The sequence below is a fragment of the Photorhabdus sp. RM71S genome (assembly GCF_042879355.1).
Lineage (GTDB): Bacteria > Pseudomonadota > Gammaproteobacteria > Enterobacterales > Enterobacteriaceae > Photorhabdus > Photorhabdus kayaii.
The window spans coordinates 33,258-52,974 of the sequence record NZ_JBHFKV010000008.1; the positions used below are offsets into that span (position 1 = coordinate 33,258).

The 19,717-nt window shown below is 45.6% G+C and carries 2 protein-coding genes; both read left to right on the forward strand.

Annotated features, from left to right (window positions below):
• Positions 1-50 precede the first annotated feature (50 nt).
• Positions 51-9,893, forward strand: coding sequence for an amino acid adenylation domain-containing protein (locus ACGF5R_RS06660; protein ID WP_387690200.1), 9,843 nt, complete (start codon positions 51-53; stop codon positions 9,891-9,893).
• Positions 9,890-19,717, forward strand: coding sequence for an amino acid adenylation domain-containing protein (locus tag ACGF5R_RS06665; protein WP_387690202.1), 9,828 nt, complete (start codon positions 9,890-9,892; stop codon positions 19,715-19,717). Before ACGF5R_RS06660 ends, ACGF5R_RS06665 begins: the two co-directional genes overlap by 4 nt.

Consider the following 19,717-nt stretch of genomic DNA (forward strand, 5'->3'; position numbering starts at 1 on the left):
GCTTGTAAATAATAAAAACTAAAAATAACATCTTTCAAAGGGATTATAGTATGTTTCTAGATAAAGTTGAACAGCTTGTTATTCCACTAAATCAACAGCAAAAGGAAATTTATCTTGATCATATAAATAGAGAGGATACCTCAGCGTTCAATATAGGCGGTTATGTTGAGATTAAACAATCTATTAATATAAAGAATCTCGAATGCGCCATAAAACACACTATCCAAGAACACGCTGTACTTCGATGCTCAATAGTTGATAAGTACTCAATGCCGCATCATGTTGATTCGGATACGCTAAAAGGTACAGTTGAGTTTGCTCATATTGTTCAAGACCATCACTTTGAGTTGTCTCATTTAGATCTTTCGGGTGAAGAAGAGGCGGAATATAAAGCTTTGGCTATTGTTGAACGGATATTCTCTGAGCCATTTAGATTAGCACAGGATGTGCTTTATCGAGTCGGCTTAATTCAGTTGGCTGCAAATCGTTTCTGGCTATACTTTATTTCTCACCACATCATCATTGATGGTGTCGGTTATGCTAACTGGTTTCGAAGTATTTTCGACGCCTACCAGCAATTGGAACTGGGAAATACGCCTAAAGAAAACACGGGAGTACGGTTTCTCGATCTTGCGGCACAACCGTTACCTGAGAATTATAGTCAGCAACTCGCCAAAGCAGCTAAATACTGGAAAGAGTTGCTCCACCACTTGCCGGATGTGCCTTTCCAATGTAGGAAAGAAGGCTTTGGAACTGCTGATTCAAGAAAAAACAGCAGGCTTGTACACTTTATCAAACCTGATAGATATCAGTCATTTTTAACGAAGGCGAGTCAGTGCAATTTACCCATATCGCCACTTTTTATTACAGCTATTGCTTCTCTGGTAAACCGTATCAACCAAAGTGATGGGGTCCTTATCGGGACGCCTTTACATAATCGTACTACATCAGCTCAACGCAATATGGTTGGTTCGTTTATATCGATGCTACCGGTAATGTGCATGCAAAATGAGCAGATGTCGGTGGCTGAATCAGTGGTAATGACAGCACGTACTATAAAAAGTGGCTATCGTTATCGCTCTTATCCTTCGAGTGCCTTATATAAGGATTTGTCTTTACGTGCTCAAGGTCGTGAACGTCTTTTTGATATTGTTTTTAACTATCAACAGATTGATTTTGATTTTAGTGCTAGTGGCTTGGATACGGAGACTCATTACCTTAGCCATGGACGTGAAGATATTCCTCTCACCGTTATATTATGTGATTACGGTGACAAGCAAAGCACTCAGCTTCAACTAGATTATCGTCATGATTATTTCTCGTCACATCAGGCTGAACATTTGTTGCAAAGCATTATGACTTTGGTTGAACAAATGGTTGCACAGCCTGAAGCGTTATTAACTTCACTTGATCTGGTGAGTAAAGACGTTGAACAGGCGTTATGGCATCTTAGTCAATCGGCTGTGCCAGGAGAAAAACCTGTCTGTCCGACCATCACATTAGTGCATGAGCAAATTGAGCAATATGCAAAACGGCATCCTGATGCCATTGCTATCGTGGATGGCGAACGACAAATGTCTTACGCCGCATTGAACGATAAAGCCAATCAGTTAGCTAACTATTTAATTGAGCAGGGGGTTCGGCCTGATAGCCGTGTTGCTATTTGCTTGCCGCGTTCGAGCGAGATGGTCGTGGCGATGTTGGCGACGCTGAAAGCCGGAGCTGCTTATGTCCCTATGGACCCTGATTATCCCGATGGTCGTTTGCAGTTTATGCTGACCGATGCTGAACCTGTTGTTTGCATAACAGTGTCTTCCATTGCGTATCGATTCGCAGCATGCGAGATCACAACACTATTGCTGGATGATGCTCAGCTTAACGAACATTTGGCTTTGCGTTCTGTGGCAGACATATCTGCAAGCAATATTGGTTTACAGTTGGAACATCTGGCTTATGTGATTTATACCTCCGGCACAACGGGGCAGCCCAAAGGGGTGATGGTTGAACATAAACAGTTGAGTCATTTTGTTGCACACATTACAGAGTTTTATAGACTGACTGAACATGATAAGTTTTTGCAGTTTTCTTCGGTCAGCTTCGATATTTCCGTGGAAGAATGTTTCGGCTCCTTATGTAACGGCGGCACTCTGGTGTTACGAGCTGATGATATTCATTACGATTTTGATGCATTTTGGGCATTTTGCCGACACCATGAAATTTCGGTGACCAGTTTACCTACCGCTTTTTGGCATCAACTGGTGAATTACAGTCGTCAACCTATTGATTCTTCACTACGTTTAGTGATCTTAGGCGGCGAAATGGTTAAATCCGTTAGTGCTCGCGAATGGTTCGAGCGTGGTCCCGCTATCGAACTTATCAACACATACGGCCCGACCGAAACAACCGTAACCGCGTCTGCTTACTGCATGACATCCTTGGCTGATGTCACGGCGATGATCCCCATTGGTAAAGCTAATTATGGCACCCAGCTTTATATATTAGATACGAACTTAAAAAGTGTCCCCTTAGGGTTTCAGGGGGAATTATATATTGGTGGAACAGGTGTAACACGTGGCTATCTTAACCGTGAACAAGATAGAGTGAAGTATTTTGTGGTTAATCCTTTTGGTTCGGGGCGACTTTACCGCACGGGAGATATCGTACGTCAGTTACCCGATGGTAATTTAGAATTTATTGGGCGCAATGATAACCAAGTAAAAATAAACGGTTTTCGTATTGAGCCGGAAGAAATCAGCAATCAATTAATGGATTATCCCGGCATTCATGAAGCGGTTGTCTATCCTCGACAGCTTGGCTCTGATGATCGACTGCAATTAATTGCTTACGTTGTTGCTGAAGGAACCATCAATATTAATGCCATTCGTCTGGCGATGAAGAACAAATTGGCTGATTACATGTTGCCTGTTGCCGTTGTGCAGTTAGAAAAATTACCCCTGACACAAAACGGCAAATTAGACTTTAAGCAATTGCCGCTACCACAAAAACAAGATTATAGTCAGCAGGAATTTGTTGCCCCTGAAGGCGAAGCTGAGCGGGTATTAGCACAACTGTGGCAGTCGTTATTAGTTTTAAATAAAGTCAGTCGCCATGACAACTTTTTTGCCTTGGGCGGTCACTCTTTATTAATTATGTCAATGCGAGCAGAGTTGGCTCAACGTGGTTATGAACTGCCTATGCGCGCGATTTACCGAACTAACACGTTGGCGGAACTGGCATTACATTTATCTTGTGTCCGTAAGGATGAGGAAACGTTAACCCACCAAGAGGTGGCGGTTAACAAGCTTGCAGAGCATGTTGAACATATCACGTCTGATATGTTGGATATGGTGATTTTGAATGAAAAAGAGATCGCGGTTATTTGCCAACAAGTTGAGGGCGGCGCCAGTAACATACAAGATATTTACCCATTATCACCGTTGCAGGAAGGTATTTTCTTTCACCATCGAATGAATGAACAGCATGATACTTATATCATTCCCATTCTGATAAAGTTTACTCATGAGCAAAAGCTGACAGCATTTCTACATACGCTTGATAAGATAGTGGCACGTCATGATATTTTCCGCACCTCTATTCATTGGCATGATTTAACCACGCCAGTTCAGGTTGTTCATCGAACCGCTGCTGTTCCTTTACAATGGCAAGCTGTTGCTCCAGGTTTCTCAGCATTGGAAACGTTGGCGGAATTATCTGCTATTGAACACCACCATATGAAGCTGGATCGTGCGCCTATGATGCAAGCGATTGCGGCCAAAGATACGAAGACCGATGCGTGTTTTCTACTATTAAAGCAACATCATTTATTAAGTGATCATATTTCTGTCTTATTGCAAATTGCAGAAATGCACGCTTTGCTTGAAGATCCAAATGTATTATTGCCTACCCCGGTTCAATATCGTGAGTTTGTTGCTTATTCGTTAAGCGCTAATCAATCCAATAGCGGTGTTGATTACTTTAAAGCTAAACTGTCTGATGTTGCTGAAACCACCGCGCCTTTCGGGTTATTAGATGTTTATAACGACGGATTGAAAATAGAGACTGCCAGAGAATGGGTCGGTCCGCGTTTAGCGCAACAGATTATTGGCCTGTCTATTCAACACTGCATCAGCGCTGCGAATATTTTTTATTTGGCTTGGGCGTTGGTGGTTGCCAAATGCAGCGGTAAATCCGATATTGTTTTTGGCTCCATGATGTCAGGACGACAGCAAGCTATTCATGGTAGTGATCGTATTCTGGGCATGTTGATCAATTTGTTGCCTATACGCATCAATTTGGCGGATTTGTCGGTAAGCGAAGCATTAAGGCAGATTCATGATGAGCTAATTGAATTAGCCGACTATGAGCATTTTCCGCTTTCCGAGGCATTACGTTACAGTGCTTTGCCTGGCGGTACGCCCTTGTTTACCAGTTTGTTGAATTTCAGTCATAAAAGTGAATTAGCTGTTGCCAACCAAAGCCATCATTTTGAAATGATAGGCACTAAAGAGTACACCAACTATCCGTTAGAAATGGGCGTTGAGCAACTCGATAATGATTTCATAATGCAAGTTCATGTTGAATCACAAGTCGGGGCGGATAATGTTCTGACTTATATGAGAACAGCATTGGAGGCTATTATTCATGCGTTTGGTCAAGCTCCGCAAACACCATTACTGACATTATCTATAACGCCTATCAGCGAACAACAGCGGATTATTAACGAATTCAATAGCCCTGTAGTTGCTTATGATAAAACAGTGGCGATTCATCAACGCTTTGAACATCAGGTAGCAAAAACACCTGCGGCCATTGCTGCTGTATGTGATACACATCGCATCACTTATGCTGAACTTAATCAGCGCACTAATCAACTGGCTCACTACTTGATAGAACAAGGAGTGGTACGCAATCATATTGTTGCTATCTATGCCGAACGTTCCATTGAGTTTGTCATTGCCATACTTGGCATTATGAAAGCTGGCGCTGCTTACGTTCCTTTGGACCCGACTAATCCACCTGAGCGTTTGTCGTATATGTTGGCTGACTCTGGGGTTAATGTGGTTTTAACTCAAAGCCATTTAAATGGGTTAACTTTCAATAATCAGAAACGTTTTCGGTTGGATGTGGACTGGCCTTCATTGGGTCATTACCCAAATACTAACCCGGAGGTTGAGTGTTATCCTGATGATCTGGCTTATATGATTTATACTTCCGGTTCTACTGGTAAACCTAAAGGTGCGTTGGTGCACCATGCCGGGGCTTTGAATCATATTGATGCCGAATTTGATGTTCTTGGTTTTATGGGGCGTCATAACCAACTATTATCACGTAACTTTCTACAAAGTGCAGCTTCTTCTTCCGATGTATCTGTGTGGCAATTTCTGGCGCCTTTATTAAGTGGGGGCAAAACAATCATCCTGCCTGATGCGATGGATTTGCCTGAATATGTTCGTGTGTTGCAAGACGAACAAATTCACCTGATTCAAACCGCGCCGTCCGTGTTGAAAATATTATTAGAACACTTGCTTAGTCAGGGTGAGGCAGCAACGCCATTGCCGGATCTGAAATGGTTAATGATTATTGCTGAACCTTGTCCTGTGCCTTTGGTTAATCGCTGGTTGCAATATTACCCTGAGATTCCGGTGATGAATGGTTACGGGCCTAGCGAAGCATCGGACGATATTACCTATTTTATTATTGACCAACCACTAGAAGAGCGGGTTAAAAATATTCCTATAGGCAAGCCGTTGCCAAACCTGACCATGTATGTTCTGGATCAACATATGCAAATTCTGCCGACTAATGTTATTGGCGAATTATGTGTGTCCGGTGTTGGTGTGGGCAAAGGTTATTGGAATAAACCTGAAAAAACGGCAGAAAGTTTTAAAGATAATCCCTTCCACACCATGAACGGGCATGGGGCCCGGCTTTATCGCACCGGCGATTTAGGTTATTGGGACGCTAAAGGCAATCTGGAACTCGTTGGGCGGATTGATAATCAGGTAAAAGTTCGTGGTTTTCGTGTTGAACTGGGGGAAATTGAGTCGGCTTTGGTGAAGTTACCCCAAGTGGCGGAAGCAGTGGTACTCGTTCATAAAGACAGAGCGGGTGAGAATTGCTTGGTCGCTTATCTAGTATTAACTGCAAATGTTGCTCAGATCGAGCAGATTATTAACAACATTAAGCAGGGATTAAGTCATCACTTACCGGATTATATGATCCCCGGCTACTACGAAATTCTGGATAAGATGCCATTGAATGCGGCGGATAAAATTAATCGTCATGCATTGCCGAAGCCTTGTTTAGTCAATCATCACGTTGAGTGGGTTGAACCTGCCAACAAGATCGAGCGAGCATTAGCCGGTATTTGGCAATCAGTACTCAATGTTAACCGGGTTGGTCGAAACGACAACTTTTTCTACCTCGGCGGCCACTCTTTATTGGTTATTCGGGTCATTTCAAAAATACGTGCAGAACTTGGACGGGAAATTGCCGTTAAAGCTATTTTTGATCATCCAACGCTTGCCGAGCTTGCGGTTATGCTTGAACAGCGGGCGGTGACGACAGTGGATTCGATTTCCAAACAGCCACGAACCGGTGAGTTACTGCCTCTGTCATTTGCGCAAGAACGCTTGTGGATTCTTAGCCAAATTGATCAAAGTAGTGCGGAATACAATATGCCGATTGCATTTGCTGTTGAGGGCGAATTTGATGTTGGCGTAGCTGAACTCGCACTTAATCAAATCATCGAGCGTCATGAAATATTACGTACGGTCTACATTAAGAAAGATGGCAAACCGTTCCAGAAAATTTTATTTGGGAGAAACCTGACGCTTAATTATATTGATTTAACCTGTATGCCTAAGGAGCAACAAAGTCAGCATGTAGCTGAATTAATGGAAAAAGACGCTAAACAAATTTTTGATCTAAGCCGCGATTTAATGATTCGAGCTACCTTTATTCAACGTCAAGTCAATAATGGCGTATTGCTATTTAATGCTCATCATATTGCGTCTGACGGCTGGTCTGAAGATATTCTTACCCATGAGTTTATTGCTTATTATGATGCTTTACGCAATGGGAATAATGTCGAAATAAAGGAACTTGATATTCAATATGCTGATTTTGCAGTTTGGCAACGTGACAGGTTGCAAAGTGAGTATTTAGCGTCGCAGATCAGCTATTGGAAGCGGCAGTTGGATGAGATATCACCAGTACACGGTTTACCGCTGGATAGACCGAGGCCTAAGGTAAGACAACATCAAGGTGCCGTGGTGACAGGCTCATTGCCGGAGGAGACGACGCAGGCACTTGTCAGTTTGGCCAAACAACATCAACTGACTCCGTTCATGCTGTTCCATGCTGCATTGGCATTATTACTATCTCGTCACAGCAACAGCCATGACATTGTGATAGGTACGCCGGTGGCGAACCGTTTGCAGGCAGAGCTGGAAACGCTTATTGGCTTCTTTGTCAACACCTTGATATTACGAGTGGATACTAGGCACGCGATGCTTAGTGATTACCTTTCTCATGTCAAACAGGTACATCTGGATGCTCAGGCCAATCAAGACGTGCCGTTTGAACAACTGGTTGAACAGTTACAAGTAACAAGGAGTACAGCATATACGCCATTGTTCCAAATCATGTTGACGACCGATACAGATTATGGACTGACTAGTGACGTTGGCGAGGTGACCTTCAGCCTGCCGGGAATGAAGCTGAATTCAATAGCTCCGAACCATATCCAAACCAAGTTTGATCTCAATATTGACTTGAGTATTAGTGAGCATAGATTGCATTTGCACTGGGTCTATGACACCAGCTTGTTCAGTCATGAACATATTGAGCAGCTCAATGATCACCTGTCACGTTTACTGGTAGGGCTGGCCGAAGCGACGAAGGCCGATGACGATACACGGGTTTCGCTTGCCAGTTTGCCGATGCTGTCAAATGTGGAGATCGAGTACCTGCGGCATACTCTCAATGATACTTATGTAGAATATCCAAAGAACCAATGTATCCATGAGCTGTTTGAACAACAGGCCGAAGAAAACCCCGATAACATTGCGCTGGAGTGCGGTGATCGCCAATTGACTTACAGGCAGCTCAATGAAAAATCCAACCAGTTGGCGCACTATCTGTTGGAACACCACGCTATTGAACCGGATACGCTAGTAGGTTTATGCGTGGCGCGTTCACTGGAGATGGTAATTGGCATTTTGGCGATCCTCAAGGCGGGGGGAGCTTATGTGCCGCTGGACCCAAGATATCCTCAAGAACGTCTGGGTTACATGTTGGAAGATGCACAGCTTGAGGTAGTGCTTATCCAGTCGCACTTGGAGCAGGTACTGCCAGACTTCAACGGTTATCGGGTGATATTAGATAATCTTGGCAGTGCGAGTAGTCAAATCAGCACAGCATACCGCCACTATCCTACTACTAATCTGGATAAGCATTCATTGGCGTTGACTGCCGGTCATCTGGCCTATGTAATTTACACCTCAGGATCAACGGGTAAACCTAAAGGGGTGATGATTGAGCATAGTAATACCATTGCCATGCTCAGTTGGGCTCGTTCGCAATATACCAAGGAGGACATTGCTTGTGTTCTCATGTCAACGTCTCTGAACTTTGATTTATCAATATTTGAACTATTTTTACCTTTAGTTTCGGGTACACGGGCGTGTATTGTTGAGGACATTCTGGTTCTACATCAAGGCATTGACCGCAAGGTGACTCTGATAAATACAGTACCTTCGGCAATGAACTCTCTGGTTGAACAAAATGCGATACCGAGGGGGACTAGGGTTATTAATTTGGCCGGCGAGGCGTTATCTGCAAATTTGGTCAATGCAATATATAAGAAAAATCAAGGTGTAACAGTTTATAACTTATATGGGCCGTCAGAGGATACGACATATTCTACTTGGGCGAAATTGGATTCTCCCGTGCACACCACACCGGCTATTGGCAGGATTATTAGCAATAGTCAGGCTTATATTTTGGATAAAGAGCAGCAACTTGTGCCTTACGGCTCTATGGGGGAGCTTTATGTCGGCGGAGCGGGCTTAGCCCGTGGTTATCTCAATCGTCCTGAACTCACGAAGGAACGCTTCGTTGCCAACCCATTGCATGATCTGACCAATATCAATAGTAGTGAGCGTTTGTATAGAACCGGCGATTTGGTGCGCTACCTGTCAGACGGTAATTTGGAGTTCGTTGGTCGTATTGATGATCAGGTGAAAATCCGTGGTTTCAGAATAGAGTTGGGTGAGATTGAATATCAACTCAATCAGCAGGCCGGAGTGAACTCGTCTCTGGTGCTGGTCAAGACAACTTTGACAGGCGACAAACAACTGGTTGCCTATATCAAACAGGTATCGGATAAGCTGACGAATGAGAGGGAGCGTGCAGAGGAATGGCAGCAGGCTCAAGCTCAGTTTATTCAGGGTATCAAACCTGCATTAGCCAAATCCTTGCCAGACTACATGATACCGTCAGTCATGGTGGTGGTTGAAGAATGGCCGTTGACGCCTAATGGCAAGATTGACCGTAAGAGGCTGCCTGAACCCAATACAGAGCATGATAAAAGCGATAATTTTATTGAACCGGTTGGTGAAACGGAAATCTCTTTGGCGGCAATTTGGCAAAGGGTACTGAATGTCAAACAAATATCGCGTAACGATAACTTTTTTGAACTAGGTGGTCACTCATTATTGGCAATCAAATTAGTCACGGAAATCAATGCTGCATTTGTCATTGAACTTGGTGCTATGCAGGTTTTCCAGACACCTCTCTTGCATGAGCTTGCAGAATTAATCTGCAACCAGCAATTACAAGGACAAATCCAAAATGAGCTTGAAACGGCAGGTGAAGAGGGGTGGTTATGATGGACATGTTTAAATTAGTTAAAGACGCTTATGAGCAGGGTGTATTGCTATTCAGTAAAGAGGGTAAGTTAGGGTTTAAGCTAAAGGGGGCTGATTTCCCCGATGAACTAAAAGCCAGGATTAAAGCACACAAAGTTGAGCTGATTGATTTTCTCGATAAAGGCAGAATGGATATCCCTGGCAATGAAATGGTGATTGAACCGGCTTTTCGAACCCAAGAGTTGCCTCTAAGTTCTTCACAGCAACGGATCTGGTTTATCGAGCAGTTTGGCGGTGGGAGTACCGCCTACAACATGGTGTCAGCCTATACGGTAAGCGGTGAATTTGAATTGGCGGCGGCGAATCTGGCCTTGCAAACCATCATAGATCGACACGAAGTGCTGCGTACTGTTTACCACAGCGATGAAAATGGAACCTGGCAGGTTATCAAGCCGGAGTGGTCATTCGAGATAGCCCAATCAGATATCCATGATATAGGCGAAGCCGGGCAAGAGGCGTGGGTTGAGCAGGCCATTCAGGATGAAATGACCTACCGATTTGATTTGGCTCAGGATGTGATGGTGCGTTGTCGCTATATCAGCACTTCGATGAAGCAGGGCGTGCTGTTATTTAACATGCATCATATTGCTTCCGATGGTTGGTCGATGGGGATATTGGTTAAAGAGTTTGTGAGCTTGTATCAGGCTTATCGCCAAGGTCGGGCTAACCCGTTACCGGCGCTGGAGATTCAGTATGCCGATTATGCGGTCTGGCAGCGCAGCCCGGAGAGAGAAGCTCAGTTAGCGGCAGGGTTAGCATATTGGCAGCAACAGTTGTCGGATTTACCCCCAGTACACGGGATGCCTCTGGATTACGCGCGACCAACCAATCAAACCAGTCATGGCGGCAGTTATGAATTTAGCCTGAACAACGCGGTTAGCCGAGGGTTGCAGCAACTGGCGCTGGCGCAGGGTTGCACGCTTTTTATGGTATTGCATGCGGCGTTTACGGTACTGCTCGATCGTCACAGCGGGCAACGGGATATTGTGGTGGGAACCCCGGTAGCTAACCGTTTGCAGATATCATTAACGCCGTTGATAGGCTGCTTTATGAATACGCTGGTGTTGCGCAGCGAGTGTGATCTCGAACAATCATTCATCGATTACCTAGGCTCGGTCCGGGAGATAAACCTGACTGCCCAGCGGCATCAAAATGTCCCATTTGAATTATTAGTGGAGAGATTGCAGCCGGAACGCAGCACTAGTTATTCACCGTTATTCCAAATCATGTTTTCTATGAATACGAATGACCGTGTGGAATTGCAACTGGAAGGGGTAAGTTTGCAGCCGCGGCCGGAACAGACCCGCAATGTGATGTATGAATTGACGTTCGAGGCCCAGCAAACAGAGGAAGGTCTGACTTTTAGTTTCGAGTACAACATGAATTTGTTTGCAGAGGAGACAATAAAGCGGCTGGCGGCGCGTTTTACGACTTTGCTGATGGGCATAGTGGCCTCTCCGACCGAAAAGCTTGGCGATTTGGCGCTGTTGCCGTCGGAAGAGCAGGATTATCTGCTGCACAATTTGAACCAGACCGCAGTAGAGTATGACCGTAGCCAATGCATTCATGAGCGGATAGAAGCATTTGCTGAACGAACGCCGGATGCCATTGCGCTGATCTTTGGCGACCAACAGTTGACTTATGCTCAACTCAATGTCCGCGCTAATCAGTTAGCGCATCAATTAAGAGCTCAGGGCGTTTCAACGGGTGGACGAGTTGCTGTGTTGTTGCACAGAGGCATCGACATGGTTACCGCATTATTGGCAGTGATGAAAGCAGGCGCTGCGTATGTTCCGGTTGATCCCAGCTTTCCTGCCGACAGAGTGCGGTATATGCTCCGCGATGCGGCGCCACAATGTATTATAAGCAACCGCGAATGTGCATCACGATTAGTCGGTTTTGCGGAACTCACCTGCTTACTGGATCACCTTGATCTTAGCCAATCACCCACCACAAATATTCCTAAACAGTCGATCGGTTTAGCAGCATCTGCTCTGGCCTACGTGATTTACACCTCGGGTTCTACGGGCAAGCCCAAAGGTGTGATGGTCAGCCACTCTGCGGTTAATAACTTCTTGATCTCAATGCAAGATAACTTGCAGTGTGTGGCACAGGACAATATTTTAGCCATCACGACTATTTCTTTTGATATTGCCGTGTTAGAGCTCTATCTGCCTTGGTTGTCTGGTGCCGCTTGTGTAGTGGCGGCGCAGCAGGATGTGACTGATCCCGCCAGGCTGATTGCGCTACTCGAACAACATAACATTTCGCTGTTACAAGCCACGCCAACGACTTGGAATATGTTGCTTGAATCAGGCTGGCAGGGGCGCTCGTCGTTAAAAATGATCAGTGGTGGCGAGGCTTTGCCATTAGCGACAGCAACGGCATTATTGAGCAAAGGCAACGCGCTCTGGAATATGTACGGGCCGACAGAAACCACGGTTTGGTCAACCATTGCGAAACTGGACGCACAACGGCTTGAACAGCAACTTGTTACTATCGGATTACCGTTAAACAACACCACAATTTATTTACTTGATGAACAGTTAAAACCGGTGCCTTTTGGGGCGGAGGGAGAGCTATACATTGGCGGTGATGGGCTTGCTGAAGGTTATTTCAAACGTGAAGATCTGACTGCTGAGAGATTCATTAACTTGACATTTTCTGACGGTTTAACCGCCAGGGTTTATAAAACGGGTGATCTTGCCCGTTACACGACAGAAGGTTCACTTGTGTATTTGGGCAGAAATGATTACCAAGTGAAATTACGGGGCCACCGAATTGAACTTGGCGAAATTGAACAGGTTATCAACCTGTTTCCACAAATAACTCGTTCTGTTGTGGTTGCGCTAAACGATCAGCAAACACAACAGTATCTCGCGGGTTATGTGGTCGCCGAGCAACAAATTGATATTGATGCGCTACGTCAACATCTTGAACAGAAATTGCCGGCCTATATGTTGCCTAGGGCAATTATTCAGCTCGAAACATTGCCGCTTACGTTAAATAACAAGATTGATCGCAAAGCGCTTCCGGCACCGCAAGACAGTGATATCGCTATTAAAGCCAGTACGCCACCTATCGGCGAGACAGAAGAAGCACTGGCAGCTATTTGGTGCGAAATGCTCGGTATTGAGCAAATAGGCCGGGATGACAACTTTTTTATGGCTGGAGGCCACTCATTAATTGCGACTAAGGTGATCACAAAGATTAATGAGCAGTGTCAATGCCATTTACAGGTAAGAGATATCTTTGAGGCTGCAACGGTGGCTTTACTGGCAGAAAGAGTGCCTTATGCAGCGTCGGATAAGCGTTATCAGACGATTCCTATTATTGAACGCAAGACAAATTTATTACCGCAATCTTATGCTCAACAACGGATCTGGTTTATTGAGCAGTTTGGCGGTGATAGCACCGCCTACAACATGGTGTCAACCTATACGGTAAGCGGTCAATTTGAACTGGCGGCCGCGAATCAGGCTCTGCAAACCATCATAGATCGGCACGAAGTGCTGCGTACTGTTTACCACAGCGATGAAAATGGAACCTGGCAGATTATCAAGCCGGAGTGGTCGTTTGGGATAGCTCAATCGGATATCAGTGATATAGGCAAAGCTGAGCAAGAAGCGCGGATTGAACAGGCCATTCAGCATGAAATGACCTACCGATTTGATTTGGCACAGGATGTGATGGTGCGTTGTCACTACATCAGCACCTCGATGGAGCAAGGTGTGCTGTTATTTAACATGCATCATATCGCTTCTGATGGCTGGTCAATGGGGGTATTGGTTAAGGAATTTACGAGTTTGTACCGGGATTATCGTCAAGGCCGAACTAACCCGTTACCGGCGCTGGAGATTCAGTATGCCGATTATGCGGTCTGGCAACACAGTGCAGAAGGAGCATCTCAGTTAGCGGCAGGGTTAGAATATTGGCAGCAACAGTTATCGGATTTACCCCCGGTACACGGGGTGCCTCTGGATTACGTGCGACCAGCCAACCAAACCAGTCATGGCCGCAGTTATGAATTTAGTCTGGACAATGAGGTTAGCAAAGGGTTGCAGCAACTGGCGCTGACACAAGGGTGCACTCTTTTTATGGTGTTGCATGCGGCGTTTACGGTACTGCTCGGTCGTCACAGCGGGCAACGAGATATTGTGGTGGGAACCCCGATAGCTAACCGTTTGCAGACATCATTAACGCCGTTGATAGGCTGTTTTATAAATACGCTAGTATTGCGCAGCGAGTGTGAGCTGGAGCGATCGTTTATCGATTACCTGAGATCGGTCCGGGAGGTAAACCTGTCTGCCCAGCGGCATCAAAATGTCCCGTTTGAGTTATTAGTGGAACGGTTGCAGCCGGAACGTAGCACCAGTTATTCACCGTTGTTCCAAATCATGTTTTCTATGAATACGAATGACAGTGTGGCGCTGCAATTGGAAGAGGTCAGTTTGTGTCCGAGGCCGGAGCAGACCCGCAATGCAATGTATGAATTGACACTGGATGCTAGCCAAACAGAGGAAGGTCTGACTTTTAATTTCGAGTACAACACGGATTTGTTTGCAGAGGAGACAATAAAGCGGCTGGTGGTACGTTTTACGACCTTGTTGATGAGCATAGTGGCTTCTCCATCCGAAAAGCTTGGCAATTTGGATCTGTTGCCACCGGAAGAACAGGATTACCTGCTGCATCGTTTGAACCAGACAGCAGTGGAGTATGACCGTAGCCAATGTATCCATGAGCGGATAGAAGCGTTTGCAGAGCAAACGCCGGATGCCATTGCGCTGGTCTTTGGTGACCAACAGTTGACTTATGCACAGCTTAATGCCAGAGCTAATCAGTTGGCACATTATTTGGTTGTTCAGGGTGCCAAACCGGATTCAATGATTGCGATATGTATTGAACGAAGTATTGACATGATTGTATCGGTACTGGCCATCTTGAAATCGGGTAGTGCCTATTTGCCTCTTGATCCTGCGTATCCGCAAGAAAGGCTTGCTTATATTATTGATGATGCACAGCCTTTGATGGTAATAACCAATAGCCATAACAGCAAGTTATTGCCTGAAAATAGTCCATTTAGCATTGATGTGACGACAACCTCGTTTGCCGGGCTCTCAACCGATAATATTCCCGCCACTGAATTAGGTTTGTGTTCTACCCACTTGGCCTATGTTCTCTATACCTCAGGTTCTACGGGCATGCCGAAAGGTGTGATGATTGAACATCAGGCATTGATGAATCTGGTGGTGGGGCTTGCGGATGCCTATCTTTATTCAAAGCAGGATCGGGTACTGCAATTTGCCGCCCTCAGTTTTGATATGTCTATCGAAGAGATATTTGGCGCCCTTGGTAATGGCAGTACTTTAGTCTTACGTGGCGAAGATTGGTTGATGGATGTCGCCACTTTCTGGCAAAGATGCCGGGAATACCAGATCAGCGCGGTGAATTTGCCAACCACGTTCTGGCACGAAGTGGTAAGTGAAGATACGGTTTTGGTGCCTGAGCATATTCGCCAAATCAGTGTCGGAGGCGAGCAGATTAAGCCGGATAAAGTGGTTGCATGGTATCAGCGGCCAGGGCATTTACCCCGTTTAGTCAATGCCTATGGGCCAACTGAATACACGGTCAATACTTGCATTGCCTACGATTTTCAGGGAGACACCCTCAGTATTGGGCGCCCAATTCAAAATACGGCGATCTTCTTGTTGGACAAAAACCAACAGCTTGTGCCTTTTGGTGCTGTTGGTGAAATTTGTGTCGCGGGTGATGGTGTTGCGCGGGGCTATATCAACAAAGAGCAATTAACCCGTGAACGATTTATTGATAATCCTTTTGTAAGCCGCTATCCAAAGCTCTATCGAACTGGCGACTTGGGACGTTACTCATTGGCAGGGGATATTCAATATTACGGGCGTGATGACCATCAGGTTAAGATCCGTGGATTCCGTATTGAGTTAGGGGAGATAGAAACAAGGTTGCGTAGCCTGCCTACCATTCGCGATGCGGTTGTCATTGCTCGGGAGGATGAACCGGCTCACAAGTATCTGGCAGCATATATTACCCTTGATGGACAGCAGAAAATTGCTGAGATCCGGCACCTATTAAGTCAGCAACTACCGAGCTATATGGTCCCCGCCGCTTTTGTGGTGCTAGAGGAGATACCGCTTACCGCCAACCGTAAAGTGGATCGTAAAGCACTGCCTAAACCAGATTTTGTTGCTCAGGGGGAAATTGAATATATCGCGCCGGCCACTGAACAGGAGACACTGCTAGCTGAAATTTGGCGAACACTGTTTGGATTGGCGCAAATCAGTGCTGTTGCCAACTTCTTTGAGTTGGGTGGACACTCGTTGTTGAGCATGAAGATGCTATCCCATCTTAAAAAGCAGGGTTATCGATTGGATATTCGGGCCTTATTTGAATACCCGAAATTGCGGGATATGGCAAAACAACTTTACGATCCACTACAGGCAACCGAGCAGCAATCACCGCTGTTGACAGCCCATGAAGCACTGGAAAGTAGAGTTTCCCTGTCGGAAACTGAGCGGGCCTTGATCGTATCTCAGTCGCCGGGAGGTGAGCAAAATATTGTTGGCATTTATCCTTTGGCGCCATTACAGGAAGGGATCTTGTTCCATCACATGATGTGTGAGCAATCTGACCTTTATGTGACGCCGATGCTGTATTCATTTCCGTCAAACACCGCGATGGAAAGCTTTATTGGAGCATTGGATAAAATAGTACAGCGGCATGATGCGCTGCGAACCGGAATTTTTTGGAAAGGCATTGATGAACCGGTGCAGGTTATCTACAAAGAGGCACCATTGCCGGTGGTTGACATCGATTTGAGGGATGATGTTGATATCCAGCAGCAGTTAGCGCAGTTTATGGAACCATCACAACAATGGATGGATGTTACTCAGGCACCGTTGGTCAGAGTAACCCGGTTTATCGACCGCCAGCAAAAGCAGCGCTATGTTATGGTGCAGGAGCATCACCTGATAAGTGATCATGTGTCATTGGAGATTATTCAAGAAGAGTTGCTGGCTATCTTGGCAGGTGATGAAAAATCACTGCCGGCAGCGTTGAGTTATCGGGAGTTTGTCCTAAATGCTATCAGCCAAACCGACACGAAAGCGGCGCAGCAGTTTTTTACCGAGCAGTTGGCTGGGGTTGATGAAATCACGGCACCCTTTGGGATCACAAGTGGAATGGTTGACAATAACTTATTCACTGAAATCCAAGTTGGCTTGCCTGCGGATTTATCCGCACAGATTCGTCGGTCTTCTTCTGCATGGCGGATAAGCCCTGCGCTTATTTTTCACATGGCATGGGCATTGGTTCTGGCAAAAACCAGCGGCACTAAAGATGTCATATTCGGTACTGTATTATCTGGTCGCTTGCAGGGGGTTGATCATGTTGAGCGAGTCGTTGGTTTATTCGTCAATACCTTGCCACTGCGTGTTGATTTGAGTCAGTTGAGTGTTGATCAGTTAATGCAGGAAATGCAACAGAAACTGGCTAGCTTGCTACAATTCGAGCAAGTACCGACTGCGATTGCTGAACAGTGTAGCAAATTGGCCGGTTCTAGCCGTTTATTCGACAGTATCTTGAATTACCGTCACTCCGAAGTGAGTGGCGAGACAAGTGAGCTTAACCAGCTTTGGCAAAAAACCGGCATTGAGTTAGTTAATGTAAAAGAACGTACCAATTACCCGATTACCCTATCCATTGACGATTTTGGTGATGATTTTTCTGTTGCAGCCCAAATTGACAGTCGATTTGATGCTGAACGCTTGGTGGCGTATCTCATCAATGCTAGCAGGCAACTTGTTGCTGCTTTACAAAGTCAGGAACAGGTTGCCGCACTGTCACTCGACATCCTTGATGCTGAGGAACGAGCGTTCCTGCTGCATTCGTTAAATCAAACGGTATTACCGTATGACAACTCACAAACTCTGATTGATAGATTCGAAGCCCAAGTTGAGGCGACTCCCGATGAGATTGCGTTGAATTTTAATGGCGAGACCATGACGTACCGTGAGTTAAATCAGCGAACCAATCAACTCGCGCAGTCTCTCCTGAACCGTGGGGCGAAAGTGAATACTCCCGTCGTGATGTTCATTGAACGCTCCTTCGAGATGGTCATCACTGTTATCGCCATCTTAAAAACGGGCACCGGTTATGTGCCACTGGATACCTCATTACCGACAGAACGCTTAAACATCATTCTTAGTGATCTGTCTGATGAGATCTTAGTAACGACGTGCGCCTTGAATGATAGGATTGCGGTAAAACGCCAGAAAATGGTGTTATTGGATGACCCTTGCACAGCAGAGATACTGGACAAACAGCCAATCAGTAATTTGGCTATCGAATCCTCTCTGGATGACCTCGGTTACGTGCTCTATACCTCAGGTTCAACGGGTAAGCCTAAGGCGATTGAAATGTCACAGCGGGCGCTGAGCAATTTATTACAAGGTATTAGCCAGCTTGAACCCGCGCTTGCGGGGCCGAACCGTTGGTTACAATTCTCATCAATCGGTTTTGATCTCAGTTTTGAAGACATATTCATGCCGCTGTTGTCCGGGGGTTCAGTACAGCTTATTGATAAATCGACTCAGTTGGATATCCGGCTGCTCGCGAAGCAAATCCAGCAAGCGCAACTTCAAGTTCTGAACTTACCTTATGTGGTATTGCAGAATTTGGCTGAATATAGCGGTGTCAATGGGCTACAGTTCCTCGAATTAAGGGTGATTGTTTCGAGCGCTGAAAGGCTCAAAATCACGGCGGCCATCAGACAATTTTTCACGACACATCGTCACTGTACGTTAGTGAACCACTATGGCCCGGCAGAGACTCATGTCGTAACGTCTAAGACATTACAGGGAGAACCTGCTTCATGGCCTGATTTACCGACGATTGGCCGATCATTGCCTAACGTGGCCGGTTATATTTTGGATGAGTATTTGCAGCCTGTCCCGATGGGCGCCATCGGCGAACTGTATTTGGCTGGGGACTGTTTATCAAGAGGCTATTATCAGCAGCCCCAGCTTACCGCAGAGCGTTATCTTGATTGCGATTGGGTTCTTGGGAAACGAGTGTATCGAACCGGGGACTTAGCCAGCTTTCATCAAAACGGTGAAATCAACTACTTTGGCCGCAACGACCATCTGGTCAAGATCCGTGGGTTCAGAATTGAACTCGGTGATATCGAAGCCCAATTGAGTAAGTTCGATGGAATAACCGGAACCGTAGTCATTGCTATTGATACAGAAGCCGGTGATAAGCAGCTTATCGCTTATTTTATCGCGGCTAACCCATTGGATTTATCCGAAATTAAAACCTATTTATCGGCTAGCTTACCTGATTACATGTTGCCATCTGCGTATGTGCAGATGGCGGCTTTTCCGCTGAATACCAATGGCAAAGTGGATCGCAGCCGCCTTCCACAACCTGGAGCAGAAAACTTTGTAAAAGCCAGATACATCGCGCCAGTGACTGAACTGGAACAAAGCGTTGCGAAAATTTGGCAGGGGTTGTTGCAGCAAGACAGGGTAAGCATGGCCGACAGCTTTTTTGATTTAGGTGGTCATTCCTTATTAGCTATGAAGCTAATTTCTCGAATTGAACAGGCATTTTCCGTTGGCGTACCGATTGCGATCGTGTTTGAGAGATCAAGATTAGAACAGTTATGTGATTGGCTTGAAAAAGAAATGGTTATTCAACGCAACAAGTCAATTGGAGCTGTAGTGGAAGAATATGAGGTAACCGAGTGGTGA